The organism is Dechloromonas sp. ZY10 (genome assembly GCF_041378895.1).
GTDB lineage: Bacteria > Pseudomonadota > Gammaproteobacteria > Burkholderiales > Rhodocyclaceae > Azonexus > Azonexus aquae.
Map to the genome: position 1 here is coordinate 1,961,881 of NZ_CP144212.1, position 15,489 is coordinate 1,977,369.

General features: G+C 62.8%; 18 protein-coding genes. 10 read left to right on the forward strand and 8 right to left on the reverse strand.

Annotated features, from left to right (window positions below):
- Positions 1-44: 44 nt before the first annotated feature.
- On the reverse strand, positions 45-509 hold the full coding sequence (locus VX159_RS08910; RefSeq protein ID WP_371322538.1) for a transcriptional repressor: 465 nt from the start codon (positions 507-509) through the stop codon (positions 45-47).
- 138 nt (positions 510-647) lie between these two features.
- Here VX159_RS08910 and VX159_RS08915 point away from each other — a divergent pair, with 138 nt between their 5' ends.
- The 10 genes from VX159_RS08915 to VX159_RS08960 all read left to right on the forward strand — a co-directional run bounded on the left by VX159_RS08915 (position 648) and on the right by VX159_RS08960 (position 11,073).
- Positions 648-1,739, forward strand: a complete 1,092-nt coding sequence (locus VX159_RS08915; protein ID WP_371322539.1) for a GTP-binding protein — start codon at positions 648-650, stop codon at positions 1,737-1,739.
- Complete coding sequence (locus VX159_RS08920) at positions 1,733-2,314, forward strand: 6-pyruvoyl tetrahydropterin synthase family protein (RefSeq protein ID WP_371322540.1); 582 nt, start codon at positions 1,733-1,735, stop codon at positions 2,312-2,314. The genes VX159_RS08915 and VX159_RS08920 overlap by 7 nt, the downstream gene beginning before the upstream one ends.
- 101 nt (positions 2,315-2,415) lie before the next feature.
- Positions 2,416-3,546: a DUF1624 domain-containing protein gene (locus VX159_RS08925; RefSeq protein ID WP_371322541.1), complete on the forward strand. Its 1,131-nt coding sequence runs from the start codon at positions 2,416-2,418 to the stop codon at positions 3,544-3,546.
- 33 nt (positions 3,547-3,579) lie between these two features.
- A complete protein-coding gene (locus tag VX159_RS08930; RefSeq protein ID WP_371322542.1) occupies positions 3,580-5,631 on the forward strand; it encodes a TonB-dependent receptor in 2,052 nt (683 codons plus the stop codon).
- A 15-nt stretch (positions 5,632-5,646) separates the two neighbouring features.
- On the forward strand, positions 5,647-6,975 hold the full coding sequence (locus VX159_RS08935; RefSeq protein ID WP_371322543.1) for a dihydroorotase: 1,329 nt from the start codon (positions 5,647-5,649) through the stop codon (positions 6,973-6,975).
- Positions 6,976-7,008: 33 nt separating this feature from the next.
- Positions 7,009-7,677 (forward strand): DUF1826 domain-containing protein, encoded by a 669-nt coding sequence (locus VX159_RS08940; protein ID WP_371322544.1) that lies wholly within the window; start codon positions 7,009-7,011, stop codon positions 7,675-7,677.
- Between the two features lie 6 nt (positions 7,678-7,683).
- The gene (locus VX159_RS08945; protein WP_371322545.1) at positions 7,684-8,205 is read left to right on the forward strand and encodes a DUF2796 domain-containing protein; all 522 of its coding nucleotides are present in this window, start codon (positions 7,684-7,686) and stop codon (positions 8,203-8,205) included.
- Positions 8,205-8,882, forward strand: coding sequence for an ABC transporter ATP-binding protein (locus tag VX159_RS08950; protein WP_371325506.1), 678 nt, complete (start codon positions 8,205-8,207; stop codon positions 8,880-8,882). The genes VX159_RS08945 and VX159_RS08950 overlap by 1 nt, the downstream gene beginning before the upstream one ends.
- A 172-nt stretch (positions 8,883-9,054) precedes the next feature.
- A complete protein-coding gene (locus VX159_RS08955) occupies positions 9,055-10,338 on the forward strand; it encodes an FtsX-like permease family protein (protein ID WP_371322546.1) in 1,284 nt (427 codons plus the stop codon).
- 63 nt (positions 10,339-10,401) lie between these two features.
- On the forward strand, positions 10,402-11,073 hold the full coding sequence (locus tag VX159_RS08960) for a DUF3299 domain-containing protein (protein WP_371322547.1): 672 nt from the start codon (positions 10,402-10,404) through the stop codon (positions 11,071-11,073).
- On the opposite strand, the gene thpR is transcribed toward VX159_RS08960, so the two are convergent.
- The 7 genes from thpR to iscU form a co-directional block, all read right to left on the reverse strand.
- Positions 11,040-11,567, reverse strand: a complete 528-nt coding sequence (gene thpR / locus VX159_RS08965; RefSeq protein ID WP_371322548.1) for an RNA 2',3'-cyclic phosphodiesterase — start codon at positions 11,565-11,567, stop codon at positions 11,040-11,042. The genes VX159_RS08960 and thpR overlap by 34 nt on opposite strands.
- Positions 11,568-11,604: 37 nt before the next feature.
- A complete protein-coding gene (gene iscX, locus VX159_RS08970; RefSeq protein WP_371322549.1) occupies positions 11,605-11,799 on the reverse strand; it encodes a Fe-S cluster assembly protein IscX in 195 nt (64 codons plus the stop codon).
- A complete protein-coding gene (fdx, locus tag VX159_RS08975; RefSeq protein WP_371322550.1) occupies positions 11,796-12,140 on the reverse strand; it encodes an ISC system 2Fe-2S type ferredoxin in 345 nt (114 codons plus the stop codon). Before fdx ends, iscX begins: the two co-directional genes overlap by 4 nt.
- Positions 12,137-14,029, reverse strand: coding sequence for a Fe-S protein assembly chaperone HscA (hscA, locus tag VX159_RS08980; protein WP_371322551.1), 1,893 nt, complete (start codon positions 14,027-14,029; stop codon positions 12,137-12,139). Before hscA ends, fdx begins: the two co-directional genes overlap by 4 nt.
- Before the next feature lie 14 nt (positions 14,030-14,043).
- A complete protein-coding gene (gene hscB / locus VX159_RS08985) occupies positions 14,044-14,571 on the reverse strand; it encodes a Fe-S protein assembly co-chaperone HscB (RefSeq protein ID WP_371322552.1) in 528 nt (175 codons plus the stop codon).
- A 130-nt stretch (positions 14,572-14,701) separates the two neighbouring features.
- Positions 14,702-15,025 (reverse strand): iron-sulfur cluster assembly protein IscA, encoded by a 324-nt coding sequence (gene iscA, locus VX159_RS08990; protein ID WP_371322553.1) that lies wholly within the window; start codon positions 15,023-15,025, stop codon positions 14,702-14,704.
- A gap of 2 nt (positions 15,026-15,027) precedes the next feature.
- Entirely contained in the window at positions 15,028-15,411 is a 384-nt protein-coding gene (gene iscU, locus VX159_RS08995) for a Fe-S cluster assembly scaffold IscU (RefSeq protein WP_346192566.1), read from the reverse strand.
- Positions 15,412-15,489: the final 78 nt, after the last annotated feature.

Sequence of the window (15,489 nt, forward strand, 5' to 3'; positions counted from 1 at the left end):
CCAGAGAATCAGAAAACGCTCATATTGCGTCGATTCCCGCCTTTTCAAGCCCTGCCGAGGCAGGCGGGACATACTGCGCTCAACTCGACCTCCGGGCTATCCAGCCGGTAGCCGGCCTGCGCCAGGGTTTGCAGCAAGGACTGCAGGGCGGCCTCGGCGGCCAGTTCGCTGATGCCGCCGCAACGCGGGCACAGCAGGAACAAGCCGGGCAAGCGGTGCGAATCGTGGCGACAAACGACAAAGGTATTGCTGCGTCCGATCTTGTGCGCCAGCCCCTGTTCGATCAGGAAATCGAGCGCCCGATACACGGTTGGCGGCGTAGCGTTCGGCCGCTGCTGTCGAACCAGAGCCAGCAGATCGTAAGCCTTGAGGCCGGCCGGATGGCGATATAGCCACTCCAGCACCTCACGGCGGATGGGCGTCAGGCTCGCCTGCTGCTCGCGACAACGTTGCTCAATCCCGGCCAGATAGGCGGGCCAGTCTGCCTCGGCGGTCGTTGCTGCAGGCATGGCGGAGGATAAATCCATAGCGGTACGCTTCCCTGTCAAAATGCAATGTTATAACATTGCATTTTTTAATCTCTCAAGAGCGCCGATGGTACTGCAATTCAGCCGACCGTCGTCCGTTCGAACTCAGCCCCGATACTGATGCCAGACGCCGATCGCCGTATTCCCGTCACCCTGCTCACCGGTTTTCTCGGTGCCGGCAAGACGACCCTGCTCAACCACCTGCTGACGCAACCCGAGATGGCCCGTACCGCCGTTCTGATCAACGAATTCGGCAGTGTTGCGGTCGACCACCACCTGGTGCAGAAAATCGACGAGGACCTGGTCTTGCTCGACTCCGGCTGCATTTGCTGCACGGTACGCAGCGACCTGACCCGCAGCCTTGGCGAACTGTTCATGAAGAGCCTGCGCCGCGAGTTGCCGCCGATCAACCGGGTGATCATCGAAACCACCGGCCTGGCCGACCCGGCACCGGTGATCTACACCTTGATGGAAGATTTTTTCATTGCCGAGCGCTTCCGTACTGATGGCGTCGTCACCGTGGTCGACAGCACCCACGCCCTGAGCCAGCTGGCCAGTCAGCCAGAGCCGGTCAAGCAGGTGGCAATGGCCGACCGCCTGCTGCTCAGCAAATGCGACCTCGCCAGCCCGGAGCAGATCGCCGAAGTCAGCCGCACCCTTGCCCGCCTCAACCCGGCAGCAGCACAGATTTACCTCCGGCGCGGCGAAGTGGCGCTGGCTTCGCTCAGCGATTGCGGGCTCTACGATCCGGGTAGCAAGACGCCCGACGTCGCCAGCTGGCTGGCCGAAGAGAAGGTGCGCGAAGAACGGCGCAAAGCCCATGCCCACCACCATCATCACGATGTCGACCGTCACGATGCGCATGTTTATAGCTTTGCCCTGACCTTCTCCGAACCGCTGCAGTGGGTGTTCTTTGCCGATACGGTGGCGACACTGCTGGAAACCCTGGGTGACCGCATCCTGCGCATCAAGGGGCTGCTGAACGTCGCCGGTGACCACAAGCCGCGTGTCATCCAGTGTGTGCAGCATGTGATGTATCCCTACAGCCGGCTCGACGACTGGCCGACCGAGGCCCCGTACAACGACCGCCGGAGCCGCCTCGTCTTCATCGTCCGCGATGTGCCGCAAGCCATGATCGAACAGGCCTTCGCGATGTTCTGCGGGGTCCGCGACCAGGGGCACCAGTCCGACAGCGCAGCGGCGGCATGCTGATCCGCAAGCTGTTCAAGTTCGAGAATGCACACATCGTGCGCGGCTGCAGCACCCGGCGCTGTTCGCACTCGCTCCACGGCCATTCGTACAAGGTCGAACTGCTGCTTGAGGCAGACGCCTTCGATCACGGTCAGATGGTCTACGACTTCGGCCTGCTCAAGCCGGGGCCGGGTCGGCTGATTGATGCCTTCGACCACGCCATCACCCTCTGGTCGGGCGATGACCCGGAGTACATCGCCGCCGGCCAGCGCTTTTCCGAGCGCTGGATCCGCATCCCGGTCTCACCCAGCGCCGAACAGTTCGCGCGGATCTTCTTCGTCCTGATCGACCGCCTGCTGCAAACGACTGCCATGGACAACGGCGAGGCCGACGTGCGCCTGCATTCGGTAATTGTCCATGAAACCGAAACCGGCTACGCGCAGTGCTTCCGCGCAGACGCCGACAATCCCCGCATGGGCCGGATCGCGCTCGCCGACATCGTATTTTCCGACGCCATCCGCAACGACTGGCCCGATCCTGAGCTGTTCGACAAGCTCAAACGAGGCGAGCGAATCACCCATACGCTCTGGCAATGAACCATGATTCACCACAATCCACACGCCAGCAGGCAATTCACTGCAGCCGACCAAAGCGCAATCAGCGAAACGCCTACGGAACAAGTTTTGAGTCAGGTCGCATGAATCTAGCCACACACCGCCTTGGTAGCATCGACCGGCTGCGCGGCGCAGTCATGGTGCTGATGCTGGTCGATCACGTGCGCGAGTTTTTCTATCTCCATCAGCAGGTCGCTGATCCGATGAGCATCGCATCAACGCCACCCGAACTGTTTTTCACGCGCCTGAGCAGCCACATCTGCGCGCCGGTTTTCGTCCTGCTGACCGGTCTGGGGGCCTGGCTTTACGGTAGTAAGCGCAGCATGCAGGCAACGGCAACCTATCTCGCCAAGCGCGGACTGTTACTGATCGCACTGGAATTAACTGTGGTCGGGTTTGCCTGGTCGTTCAGCTTTGCACCGAAGATGATTTATCTGCAGGTGATCTGGGCGATCGGCCTGGCAATGCTGGCGCTTTCAGCCTTGCTCTGGCTGCCGCGCACCGCACAGCTTCTGCTCGCGGTTTTGCTCGTTTTCGGCCACAACGCGCTCGATGGCGTGCATTTTGCCAGCGGCGAGGCGGGATTCATTCCCTGGGCCATCCTGCATCAGCGCAGCGTCATCGAACTGGGCAGCAGTATCGCGGTACGTACCTCTTACCCCGTCCTGCCGTGGATCGGCATCATTCTGTTCGGTTACCTGCTCGGGCCGCTGTATGCGCACGAGGCATCGGCGACAACCCGGCAGCGCCGGCTGCGGGGGATGGGCTTGGCGGCCCTGGGGGCCTTCATGGTGCTCCGCCTGCTCAACGTTTATGGCGACCAGGCCTGGCAGGTCGGGAGCACGACATTGGCGAGCCTGATGTCCTTTCTCAATATCACCAAGTATCCGCCATCACTGCATTTCATCCTCCTCACCCTGGGCATCGGCCTGCTCGCTCTGGCCGGCCTGGAGCGCACCCAGCACGGACGCTTGCTGGCTGGAATCGGACGTGTGCCGATGTTTTTCTACATTGCCCACCTTTACCTGCTGCACCTCATCTATCTGCTGTTCGCCGCATGCTACGCCCCCAACCAGGGAGAGCGCTTCGGCTTTTCCCAGGTCTGGATGATCTGGGCTCTGGCCTTGCCTGTCCTCGCCAGCCTTTATCGGCCCTGCCTCTGGTTTGGCCAGCTCAAGCAAGCAGGGCGGCAGCGCTGGCTGACTTATTTCTGACTTTTTATTGGCATTAGACGTTTCGGACGCAACATGAAAATCAAAGCACTGACGCTCGCGGTCTCCGCCGCATTCGCCACCGCCGCACAAGGCGCGCCATCGGGAGAATCGACCATCACGCTGGGTGAAGTCACAGTACGCACTGAGCAGGGCGGCCCGCTGTTAACCCCCAATATCCTGACCTCGGTCGATGTCATTGCGGGGGATAAAGTCGCAGACAAGCAGGTGATGAACAGTTGGGAATTGCTCGGCCAGATGCCAGGCATCCAGCTTACCGAAACCCGCATGGGCGCGGAGTCCGGCAAGGCGACATTCCGCGCCTTCAACGGCGAGGGGTACATCAACGGGATCAAGGTGCTGATTGATGGCATCCCGAGCAATGTGAATAGCGGCAACCAGCGCTTCATCGATATGATTTTCCCGCTGGAAATCGACTACATCGAGGTAGTACGCGGCACCAACGACCCACGCTACGGCCTGCACAATATCGGCGGCAACTTCAATGTCGGAACCCGTCAGGGTGGCAACTACGCCGACGGACGCCTGACCTTCGGCAGCTTCAACACCCGTGAAATCCAGACGGCACTCGGCCGGGAATCTGGCGGTTTTGCCCAGAATTACTTCTTCGCCAAACAGGATTCAGACGGTCATCGCGATCATTCGAAATCGGAAAAATACTCATTGGGCGGAAAGTGGTTCTACACCACCGACGACCAGCGCCTGAAAATGGGCCTGACGACCCGCATCTATGAGCACGATGCCGAGGAACCCGGCTACCTGACGGCCACGGAGATGGCGGCCAGCCGGACCCAGTCTCCAGCCAAGAATGCCAATGACGCCAGCGCACGCAACATGAAGCAGGTCGCTGCCCACGCTGACTGGCAGATTAGCAACGACCTGCTGTTCAGCAACAAGCTGTATTTCAATCAATACAACGACGACCGCAGGATGACCTTTACCAGCTACACCATTGGCAATGCACCACGCCAGCGGCGCCAATGGGATGAAAAGCAGACCGGGCTGATCAGTACCTTGACCTGGCAGGCCAACGCGATGCTGACCCTGGATGGCGGCATCAACTATGAACATCAGGAAAACGAATATCGCCGCTACCGCTACAACTACAGCGTCCCGACTGATTTTTCCGCGACGCCGGCCCGCGTGCAGAACAATGACAACTACACATTCAACAATTTTGGTGCCTACGTCCAGGCCATCATCAAGCCGATCGAATCCCTGAAAATCATTCCCGCCTACCGTATGGACCGCTTTACCGGACATACGCGGTTGAACACGACGGGCTTATCTGCCCCCTTGCAAGATTACGGCTGGATCAGTCAGCCAAAACTGAGCATGGTCTATAGCGCAGACGCGAACACGCACGTCTACGCCAACTGGGGGAAGACCTTCCAGGTGTTGACCGGTTCTCGCGAGCCCGCCTATCTGACCAGCGGCCAGACTTCCTATAACCCTTCGGTCAATACCGGCAAGGAGATTGGCGTCAAATTCAAGCCACTGGCCGGCACCGAAGCCCGAATTGCCCTCTGGCAGCAGGACGCGACCGACGAGGTGGCGAACATGCCGAGCACGGGAACGACCGTCGGCCTCGGCCAGACCCGGCGCAAAGGCATCGATTTCCAGCTATCCAGTCGAGTGACCGACAAGCTGACCCTGTGGTTCTCGCATGCCCAGCAGGAAGCCAAGGTCGTTAGCGCCTACACGGCCAGCGGTATTTCTTTGGCTGGCAAAGAAGTATTTTCGACGCCGCGCCATATCACCAATCTGGGCGCCGAATACCAGGCTGATGCCAAGTGGCGTTTCGGGTTGCAAGGTCGCGCCCAGGGCAATTACTACATCGACGACCAAAATGCCAAAGGCAAGTATGGCGGCTTTGCCGTACTCGATGCCAGCGTCCGTTACACCCTTTCGGCCACGACCAGCATCGACATTCAGGTCAAGAACCTGACCGACCGCAAGTACGAGTATGTCTGGTATGACAACTTCTTCTGGGGCGGGGCCGACCAGCCGATGTTCTCCCCGGCACCTGGGCGTTCGGGCTACCTGTCACTCAACGTGAAGATGTAAGGACGAATGTTAGCCATGCCCAGCCTGCTCATCCGCAACGCCCGCTTGGTGAACGAAGGGCAAATTTTTGAATCCGACCTGCTGGTCCGCGCTGGCCGCATCGACAAAATCGCGACCAGCATCACCGCCAGCGCCGACCAGGAAATCGACGCCGCCGGCCATTGGCTGCTACCCGGCATGATCGACGACCAAGTGCATTTCCGCGAGCCGGGGCTGACCCACAAGGGCTGCATCGCGAGCGAATCGGCGGCGGCGGTGGCCGGCGGCATCACCAGTTTCATGGACATGCCGAACACCAAGCCGCCAACGCTGTCGATGGCGGCGCTGGCCGAGAAAAAGGCGATTGCGGCGCGTGACTCGCGGGCCAACTACGCCTTTCACTTCGGCGTTTCCTGCGACAATCTCGACGCCGTGGCCGCCCTTGACCCACGCGAAGTGGCCGGCATCAAGGTCTTCATGGGGGCTTCCACCGGCAACATGCTGGTCGATGACCCGGCCGTGCTGGAGCGCCTGTTTGCCTGCGCACCGACCCTTCTGATCACCCATTGCGAAGACACGCCGTCAATTACGGTCAACGAGGAAAAATGGCGAAAAACCCATGGCGACGCCGTGCCGTTTGCCGCCCACCCGCTGATCCGCGATGCCGAGGCCTGTTACAAATCCTCATCCCTGGCGGTAGCGCTGGCAAAAAAACACGCTACCCGGCTGCATGTGCTGCATATTTCCACGGCGCGCGAACTGGAACTGTTCGAGGACAAACCGCTGGCCGCCAAGCACATCACCGCCGAAGTCTGCGTCCACCACCTGCTCTTCGACGACCGCGACTACGCCCGCCTGGGCAGCCACCTCAAGTGCAATCCGGCGATCAAGACGCAGGCCGACCGCGATGCCCTGCGCGCCGCGCTGAACAGCCACCGGCTGGACGTGATCGGCACTGACCACGCGCCGCACACCCTTGAGGAAAAAGCCGGCAGTTACTTCCAGTCGCCGTCCGGCCTGCCGCTCGTCCAGCACGCGCTGCCCGGCCTGATGGGACTGGTGCACGACGGCATCATCGACCTGCCGACACTGGTCGCCAAAACCAGCCACCGGGTCGCCGACCTGTTCGCGATTGCCGAGCGCGGCTACCTGCGCGAAGGCTATTGGGCCGACCTGGTGCTGCTCGGCGACCGTGAGTTCGACGCAGCGGAGGACCCCATCCTCAGCCGCTGCGGCTGGTCGCCGTTTGCCGGCCGCCGTTTCCGCAGCCAGGTCACGACCACCATCGTCTCCGGCCAGCTGGCCTGGCATCGCGGACAACTGCGTCCGAACTGCCGTGGCCGATCACTGGCTTTTTTACGCTAAAGCCCGGTTGACCGTGAAACAGGAGATGCGCCGATGAATGCCCCATTGCCCGCCACCCATCCGGCGCTATCAGCGCCCGCCATGCACATCGACGCAGCAGCTGCCGATGATCCGCTGGTACTGACCGAAATTTTTGCCGACGCAGTGCAATTGGTCGAGTGGCGGCGCCCGCCGCAGGCAGCAATCAGCGCGTGGCTGGCAAGCCATGCCGGTCACCTCGGCAGCGGCCTGCGCCAAATCTTGCGCCCCGGCGACCCGGTCGATCTCTCGCGGTTCCCCGCCGGGCCGGGGCGTGACGCGCTGGCTGCCGATCTGGGCTTGCTCGCGGAAATGCTCGGCGAACTGGTTGCCGCCGAAAGCATCGGCCTGCGTCTCGAGGTGATGCGCCAGGCGATGTGCCCGCGCCTGCACGTCGACCGGGTTGGCATCCGGATGCTGTGCACCTATCGCGGCGCAGGCACCGAATGGGTTGCCGAGCGCGACGTCGACCGGCGTTTTCTCGGTGCCGGGGCCGCCGGCCAGCCCGATACCGACTCCGGCCTGCTGCGCCCCGGTTACCGGATCGAGCGGATTCCGCCCTTTGCGGTGGCCCTGCTCAAGGGCAGCCTGTGGCAGGGCAATGCCGGACGCGGGGCCGTCCACCGCTCGCCGGCGGTCACCGAGGCGCCGCGCATTCTGGTTGCGCTGGACGCCGGCTGGTAAGCCCTCATGCGCCCGCCGCTACGCCTGCCCCCGATGCTTCTGCTGGCAACCCTGCCCTGGCTCGCCGCCAGCTGGCCGGAGCAAGCCGGGGCCCATGTGCACGGCGAGGCGCGGCTGGAAATCGTACTGGCCGGCCAGTCCCTCGAACTGCGCCTCGACGTACCGCAGGAATCCCTGCTCGGCTTCGAGCGAGCACCGCGCAGCGCCAGCGAGCAGCAAGCCTGGACCTCCCTGCAGACGACCCTCGGCGCAGTGGAACGGCTCTTTATCCTGCCCCCGGAAGCCGATTGCCGGGCTGTTCCCGGCGCCGATGGCGCACGGCAACAGCCCGCACCGGCAAGCAGCGAGCATCCCGACCTGGTCCGCCACTATCGCTGGGTCTGTCAGCAGCCCGCGCGACTGCGCGAACTCGGTACCCGCCTGTTCAGCGAATTTCCCAGGCTGCAGCGAATTCGCGTCGAGTACGCCGGGCCTGACGGGCAAAAATCCGGGCGTCTGAGCGCCCGCCACAACCGCTTTGCCTGGTGATGGTCCCTGCCGCCAACCCGACCCTTGCGGTCCGCGCACTGCGTTACCAATGGCCCGGCCACCCCGACTTCGTGCTGAATGTGCCCGATTTCACGGTCGACCGTGGTCAGAGCCTGTTTTTGCACGGCCCCAGCGGCAGCGGCAAATCCACCCTGCTCAACCTGCTCGGCGGCGTACTGCAACCGCAGGCCGGCCATATCGAACTGCTCGGCCAGGTCATTTCCGACTGGCCGGCTCGTCGCCGCGATGCGTTCCGGGCCGATCACATCGGCTTCATCTTCCAGCAGTTCAACCTGATCCCCTATCTCTCGCTGCTCGACAACGTCCTCCTGCCCTGCCGCTTTTCCCGCCGCCGTGCCGACCGTGCCGGTCAGCCGGTGGAAGCGGCGGCGGCGCTGCTGCACGCCCTCGAAATCGCCACCGAACTCCATGCCCGCCCGGCGCACACGCTGTCGGTCGGGCAACAGCAGCGGGTCGCGGCAGCCCGGGCCTTGATCGGCGGACCGGAAATCCTGATTGCCGACGAACCGACCTCGGCGCTCGACGCCGGTCGCCAAAGCGCCTTTGTCGACCTGCTGCTGGCGCAGGCGAGCGCGCACCACAGCAGCGTTGTCTTGGTCAGCCACGACCTCCACCTGGCGCGCCATTTCAGCGCCGTACGCGCGTTGAACGGATGAAGGCAAGCCCGATCAGCTTGTCGTATTGTCCCCGATGGCCGCCCGAAGGCTGCCGGCGGCCCAGCGCACCCATGCAACGGCATGTGCTTTCAGCAATGCCCGCACCGCCCCCTTTTTGCAGCACCGACCGGCGGCGGTCTGCCCCCTCCCTATCCGAGATCGGCTGCGCCGCATGAACGCCCCCTCATTTCTGCTGCCGCTGGCCGCCGCCAGTGCCTGGAACCGGCGCGCTACGCTGGGCCTGACCCTGTGTGCGGTACTGCTCGCCAGTACCCTGCTGCTGGCCACCGAACGCCTGCGCCACGATGCCCGCCACAGTTTTTCCCAGGCCGTTGCCGGCAGCGACCTGATCGTCGGTGCCCGGGGCAGCGCCTTGCAATTGGTCCTGCATGCCTTGTTCCGCATTGGCGAAGCGAATGTGCCGGTGAGTTGGGCCAGCTACCGGAAAATTGCTGCCGATCCGGCAGTGGCCTGGAGCATTCCGCTGGTACTGGGCGACTCGCATCGCGGCTATCCGGTGATCGGCACCAGCGGCGACTACTTCCGGCATTTCCGGCATGGCCTGGGCACCCCATTGCACTTTGCCGCAGGCCGGGCTTTTGCCGACGACGACAGCGGCCTGTTCGAAACCGTGATCGGTGCCGAAGTCGCTCGGCAACTCGCTTACCGACCCGGTGAGCGAATCATCCTCAGCCACGGCGATGCCGCATTCGCGCCGGCTGAACACCAGGACAAGCCGTTTATCGTGGTCGGGATACTGGCGGCGACCGGAACCCCGGCGGACCGCAGCATCCACATCCCGCTGGCGGCCAGCACCGCACTCCACCTCGACTGGCAAGGCGGCCTGCCCCTGCCTGGTCTCCGAATTCCAGCGGAATACGTCGGCAAATTCGATCTGACGCCGCATGAAATCGACGCTTTTCTGCTTGGTCTGCGCCAGCGAACCTCGGTGTTTTCCCTGCAGCGGCAAATCGCCGCCTTCGACGGCGAGCCATTGCAAGCGGCGCTGCCCGGGATAGTTCTCGATCAGCTATGGAGCCGCCTGACCTTCGGTGAACAACTGCTGCGCGGCCTCTCCTGGCTGATTCTCAGCCTCAGTCTATGCAGCCTGCTGGCAGTCATGCTGGCCGGACTGGGCGAGCGCCGCCGCGAACTCGCGATCCTGCGCGCGGTCGGTGCCAGCGCTGGGCATATCATCGGCTTGCTGCTGCTCGAAAGCCTGCTGATCGGCCTGCTCGGCAGCCTCGGCAGCGTCTTGCTGCTGGCGCTGCTAAGCAGCCAGTGCGCGCCCTGGCTGGCCGCGCACTGGGGCATTGTCGTTTCGTCGCCCTGGCCGCAGAGCGATGAACTGCCCCGCCTTGCCGCGATTCTCGCCACCTGCCTGCTGGCCGGCCTGCTCCCCGGTTGGCGCGCCAGCCGACTGGCCCTCGCCGACGGCCTGACACCGCGCCTGTAACCTGCTCTGCATCTGCCCTCGCCCATGCCTTTGCCCGCTCCCATCCTGCCAGCACCATGCCTCATGGCCTTGCCGCATCCGGTCAGGCAATACGTCAGGCGGGTCCCGATCCTTGCCCTGCTGCTCGCCAGCACCGTGCTGCCGACCACCGCCGGCAGCGAACCGGCCAAGCCGCAACTCAGCGCCCAGGCCGCTTCGCTACGTCTGCAGCCCGTCCCAGCGGCCAGGCCAGGGGCGCGCGGCACCTACCGGGAATTGCGCTGGGAGGAACTACAGCCCAAAGACTGGGACCCGGCCGCCGGGTTCAGGCAACTCGATCTGAGCAAGCTCAAGGACAGCGATCCTCGCGCCATCGCCGCGCTGCGGGAATTACGCGCAGCCTGGAATCAGGCGCCGGTGCGCAAAGACCTGGCGGGCTGGCAGGTACGTATCGCCGGCTACGTGATTCCGCTTGACCGCCAGGGTGACCGGGTCAGCGAACTGCTGCTGGTGCCGTATTTCGGCGCCTGCATCCACAGCCCTCCGCCACCGGCCAACCAGACCATCCATATCGTGCTGAACCAGCCCCGCAACGGCATTCAAACCATGGACACCTTCTGGGTCAATGGCCAACTCAGCGTGGACCGGGGCGATAGCGGACTCGGCATCTACGGCTACCGGATCCGCGCCGAACGCCTCGATCCCTTTGCCATTCCCCGCGCTCAAGGCGCCGGCCAGGCACCGAGCGGACGATAGATGGCGCCCGAGGCAGTGCGTGTCGACTGCAGCAACTCAAACCTGGTCGCCCCCCAGGCCGGCAGCTGCAGCGGCGGCAAGAACTCGGGCAAGCGCGTCAATTTGCGCACCAGCGTCAGATGGGGAACAAATGGCCGGCCGGCTTCCGGCACGGAAAAACCGGCCCTTTCCACGGTCGACCGTAGCATGGCCGAAAATTCCGCCAGTTTCGGCACCGCCGGCTGGAGGCCGGCCCATAGCAATCGCTGGTGCGGCCAGACCGCCAGCGGCCCGAATTGCAAATCCAGGCGCGGCCAGGCCTGCGCCGCCTGGCTGGCTGCGGCAAGCAGCGCGGGCAAGTCGGTAGCAGCTAGATCACCGAGAAACAACAGGGTCAGGTGCAGATTGACGGCGGGCACCGGGCGGCCACCGTATTCGCCGGCCAAGCTGGCGGCGTGCGCGGCCAGAGCAGTCGCCAGAGCCGGCGGTAAAGGCAGGGCGAAAAAAAGGCGCAACCGTTCGCCGGCTGCGCCTTGGTTCAAATGCTCAGTCTCAGGCGACTTCGTCGATCCAGGCCTGCTGGATGGCTTCAAGAATTTTTTCACCACAGTGTTTGGGGTCATCATTAAAGCCGGGCAGCGCCATCACCCAGTCACGCAGGTCGACGAAATTGACGCGCAGCGGATCCTTGTCGGGATGCGCCTCGGACAATTCAATGGCAATGTCGTTGATGTCGGTCCACTTCATTTGCGGTGTCCTTCCTTGGCCATGTTGATGCTGTACTTGGGAATTTCGACCACCAGCGGGGTGCTGCCGACAATGGCCTGGCAGCCCAGACGCGAATTCGGTTCCAGCCCCCAGGCCTTGTCGAGCAGGTCTTCCTCGATTTCCTCGGCGGCTTCGAGCGAATTGAAACCTTCACGCACGATCACGTGACAAGTGGTGCAGGCGCAGGACATTTCGCAGGCGTGATCGAGCGGAATGTCGTTGAGCAGCAGGTTTTCGCAGATCGACTTGCCGGCCTCGGCCTCGATCATCGCCCCATCCGGGCACAGTTCCACATGCGGCAATACGATCATCTGGGTCATTTTTCTTCTCCGTGCGGCGTCAGCGCCTGCAATTCATCGACCGAACGCCCGGCCAGTGCGCGCTTGATGCTCTGGTCCATCCGGCGATGGGCGAACTCCTGGGTTTCGTAGCCGAGGTCATCCATTGCGATATTGATCAGGCGGCGGTTGTCACCGACCACCGTTTCGCGGAGCTTGGCAATGGTCGCCTTGATTTTCTCGGTTTCGGCCGCCGACAGCAAATGCGGGTCTTCGGCCAGTGCCGCTTCGGTCGCCTCGATCATCCGCTCGGCTTCGACCTGCGCCTCGCGCAACGCCCGTGCCATCGCGTCGTCCTTGGCATGGGTCATCGAGGATTTGAGCATCTCGGCGATTTCGTCATCGGACAGGCCATACGAGGGCTTGACCGTGATGCTCGCCTCGGTCCCCGAGGTCTGTTCGCGCGCGGTGACCGACAACAAGCCGTCGGCGTCGACCTGGAAGGTGACGCGGATGCGCGGCGCACCGGCCACCATCGGCGGAATGCCGCGCAACTCGAAACGTGCCAGCGAACGGCAATCGGCAACCATTTCGCGCTCACCCTGGACGACATGGATCGCCATCGCGGTCTGCCCGTCCTTGTAGGTGGTGAATTCCTGGGCGCGGGCGGTGGGAATCGTCGAATTGCGTGGAATCACCTTCTCGACCAGGCCGCCCATGGTTTCCAGGCCGAGCGACAACGGGATCACGTCGAGCAGCAGCCAGTCGTCCTTGCCGGTCTTGTTGCCGGCCAGCAGGTTGGCCTGGGTCGCAGCGCCGAGCGCCACCACCTTGTCCGGATCGAGATTGGTCAGCGGCTCCTGGCGGAAGAAGTCGCCGACTGCCTTTTGCACCTGCGGCATCCGCGTTGCTCCACCGACCATCACCACGCCCTTGACGTCGTCCACGCGCAGGCCGGCATCGCGCAGCGCCTTCTTGACCGGCTGCAGGGTCTTGGAAATCAGCGTCTGGGTGATTGCGGCAAAGGTTGCGACATCGAGCTTGACGTCGACCAGTTCGCCCGAATTGAGCCGCGCAGTGATCGGCGCCTCGGGATTCAGGGTCAGGAATTCCTTGGCTTCGCGGCAGCGCATCATCAACAAGCGCGCATCTTCCGGTGACAAGGGCTGCAAGCGCGCCTGCTCGATCACCCAGCAGAAGATGCGGTGGTCGAAATCGTCGCCGCCGAGTGCCGAATCGCCGCCGGTGGCCATGACTTCGAAGACGCCCTTGGTCAGCTTGAGGATCGAGATGTCGAAAGTCCCGCCGCCCAGGTCGTAGACCGCGTACACGCCCTCGGCCGCGTTATCGAGGCCATAGGCGATCGCCGCTGCCGTCGGCTCGTTGAGCAGGCGCAGCACGTTCAGACCGGCGAGACGCGCCGCATCCTTGGTCGCCTGACGCTGGGCGTCGTCGAAATACGCCGGCACGGTAATCACCGCCCCGACCAGTTCGCCGCCGAGCGCACCTTCGGCACGGTGCTTCAGATTTTTCAAAATATCGGCGGAGACTTCGACCGGGCTCTTGATTCCGGCTGAGGTCTTGAGCTTGACCATGCCCGGTGCTTCGATGAAGTCGTAAGGCATCGCCTCAAGGTGGGCGATGTCCTTGAGCCCGCGCCCCATGAAGCGCTTGACCGAAACAATGGTGTTCTTGGGGTCGACCGCCTGCTGCTTCTGTGCATCGTAGCCGGCTTCGTAGCTACCATCGGCATGGTAGCGAACAACCGAAGGCAAGAGCGGACGGCCTTGCTCGTCGTTGAGGCAAACGGCAAGGCCGCTGCGAACGGTAGCCACCAGAGAGTTGGTGGTGCCAAGGTCAATACCGACCGCCAGTTTGTGTTCGTGCGGAGCAGCGGATTCGCCGGGTTCGGCGATCTGGAACAAGGCCATAGACGCTTTCTTTCTCAGTCGTCGAGCGACGCCAGCGCGTCGTCGATCTCATGCAACAATTTTTCGAGGAACATCAGCCGGCGCACCCGGTCGGTCGCCAGCGGATAATTGCGTAGCACGTCGAGCAATTCGCCAAGTTCGTCGTAACGCCCGCGCAGGTCGCCATCGAGACGCTGGTAGAGGTGCTCCAGTTCGTGATGATCGCCGCCGCTCCGGGCTTCGGCCACGGCCTCCCGCCATTCCATCTGCTCGATCAGGAAATCGGCGGGCATCGCCGTATTACTCTCGGCCTGCAGGTCGTGGCCGGCGAGTTCGAGCAGGTATTTGGCACGCTCCAGCGGCTTCTTCAGCGTCTGGTAAGCTTCGTTGGCCCGCGTCGCCCACTGCATCGACAAACGCCGTTCAGCCTCGGAACCATGGGCGAAGCGGTCGGGATGCACCCGCGCCTGCACGTCGCGGTAACGCGAATCCAGCTCCGACAGATTGATGCGGAAGGATTTCGGTAGTTCGAACAACGAGAAAAAATCAGCAGTCAGGTCCAACTCAGGCCTCTCAAAAGCAGCGGATCAGGATGCGCTCCACCTCAAAGCGAAGGCGGGGCCAGGCGCCCCGCACGCAGACAGTACGAATGTACGGCAAGTGCGGGGCAATACCGCCCCGCCGAGCCGTTGACTAGACGTTGAAGGACTCGCCGCAGCCGCACTGATCCTTGACGTTCGGGTTGTTGAACTTGAAGCCCTCGTTGAGGCCCTCACGGGTGTAGTCGAGCTCCATCCCGTCGAGGTAGGGGAGGCTTTTGGCATCGACAAACACTTTCACGCCGTTGCTTTCGAAAACCTGATCGTCCTCGCTGGAATCGTCAACAAACTCCAGTTTGTAGGCCATGCCGGAGCAGCCGCTGGTACGTACCCCGAGGCGCAGGCCGATGCCCTTGCCCCGCTTGGCAAGAAAGTTCGCGACGTGCTGAGCAGCCTTTTCGCTCAAGGTGACTGCCATGCTTATTCTCCGTGCTTCTTCTTGTAGTCGGCGACGGCTGCCTTGATGGCATCCTCAGCCAGAATCGAACAGTGGATTTTAACCGGTGGCAGGGCCAGCTCCTCGGCGATTTCGGTGTTTTTGATTTCCAGGGCCTGCTCGACGGTCTTGCCCTTGACCCACTCGGTCACCAGCGACGAAGAGGCAATCGCCGAACCGCAGCCGTAAGTCTTGAACTTGGCATCCTCAATCACGCCGGCCTTGTTCACCTTGATCTGCAGCTTCATCACGTCGCCACAGGCCGGGGCACCGACCATGCCGGTACCGACGCCATCGTCTTCCTTGCCGAAGGAACCGACGTTGCGGGGATTTTCATAGTGATCGATGACTTTGACGCTATAGCTCATGTTGTTTCTCCTAAATTCAGTAGTCGTTGTTAGCTATCAGGACCAAGCAATCCGTAGAAGACTCCAACTCAATCCTTG

Excerpts from the sequence above, each read along its gene's own strand:
- VX159_RS08910 (WP_371322538.1), bottom strand. The coding sequence starts at position 509 with ATGCCTGCAGCAACGACCGCCGAGGCAGACTGGCCCGCCTATCTGGCC.
- VX159_RS08915 (WP_371322539.1), top strand. The coding sequence starts at position 648 with ATGCCAGACGCCGATCGCCGTATTCCCGTCACCCTGCTCACCGGTTTT.
- VX159_RS08920 (WP_371322540.1), top strand. The coding sequence starts at position 1,733 with ATGCTGATCCGCAAGCTGTTCAAGTTCGAGAATGCACACATCGTGCGC.
- VX159_RS08925 (WP_371322541.1), top strand. The coding sequence starts at position 2,416 with ATGAATCTAGCCACACACCGCCTTGGTAGCATCGACCGGCTGCGCGGC.
- VX159_RS08930 (WP_371322542.1), top strand. The coding sequence starts at position 3,580 with ATGAAAATCAAAGCACTGACGCTCGCGGTCTCCGCCGCATTCGCCACC.
- VX159_RS08935 (WP_371322543.1), top strand. The coding sequence starts at position 5,647 with ATGCCCAGCCTGCTCATCCGCAACGCCCGCTTGGTGAACGAAGGGCAA.
- VX159_RS08940 (WP_371322544.1), top strand. The coding sequence starts at position 7,009 with ATGAATGCCCCATTGCCCGCCACCCATCCGGCGCTATCAGCGCCCGCC.
- VX159_RS08945 (WP_371322545.1), top strand. The coding sequence starts at position 7,684 with ATGCGCCCGCCGCTACGCCTGCCCCCGATGCTTCTGCTGGCAACCCTG.
- VX159_RS08950 (WP_371325506.1), top strand. The coding sequence starts at position 8,205 with ATGGTCCCTGCCGCCAACCCGACCCTTGCGGTCCGCGCACTGCGTTAC.
- VX159_RS08955 (WP_371322546.1), top strand. The coding sequence starts at position 9,055 with ATGAACGCCCCCTCATTTCTGCTGCCGCTGGCCGCCGCCAGTGCCTGG.
- VX159_RS08960 (WP_371322547.1), top strand. The coding sequence starts at position 10,402 with ATGGCCTTGCCGCATCCGGTCAGGCAATACGTCAGGCGGGTCCCGATC.
- iscX (WP_371322549.1), bottom strand. The coding sequence starts at position 11,799 with ATGAAGTGGACCGACATCAACGACATTGCCATTGAATTGTCCGAGGCG.
- fdx (WP_371322550.1), bottom strand. The coding sequence starts at position 12,140 with ATGACCCAGATGATCGTATTGCCGCATGTGGAACTGTGCCCGGATGGG.
- hscA (WP_371322551.1), bottom strand. The coding sequence starts at position 14,029 with ATGGCCTTGTTCCAGATCGCCGAACCCGGCGAATCCGCTGCTCCGCAC.
- iscA (WP_371322553.1), bottom strand. The coding sequence starts at position 15,025 with ATGGCAGTCACCTTGAGCGAAAAGGCTGCTCAGCACGTCGCGAACTTT.
- iscU (WP_346192566.1), bottom strand. The coding sequence starts at position 15,411 with ATGAGCTATAGCGTCAAAGTCATCGATCACTATGAAAATCCCCGCAAC.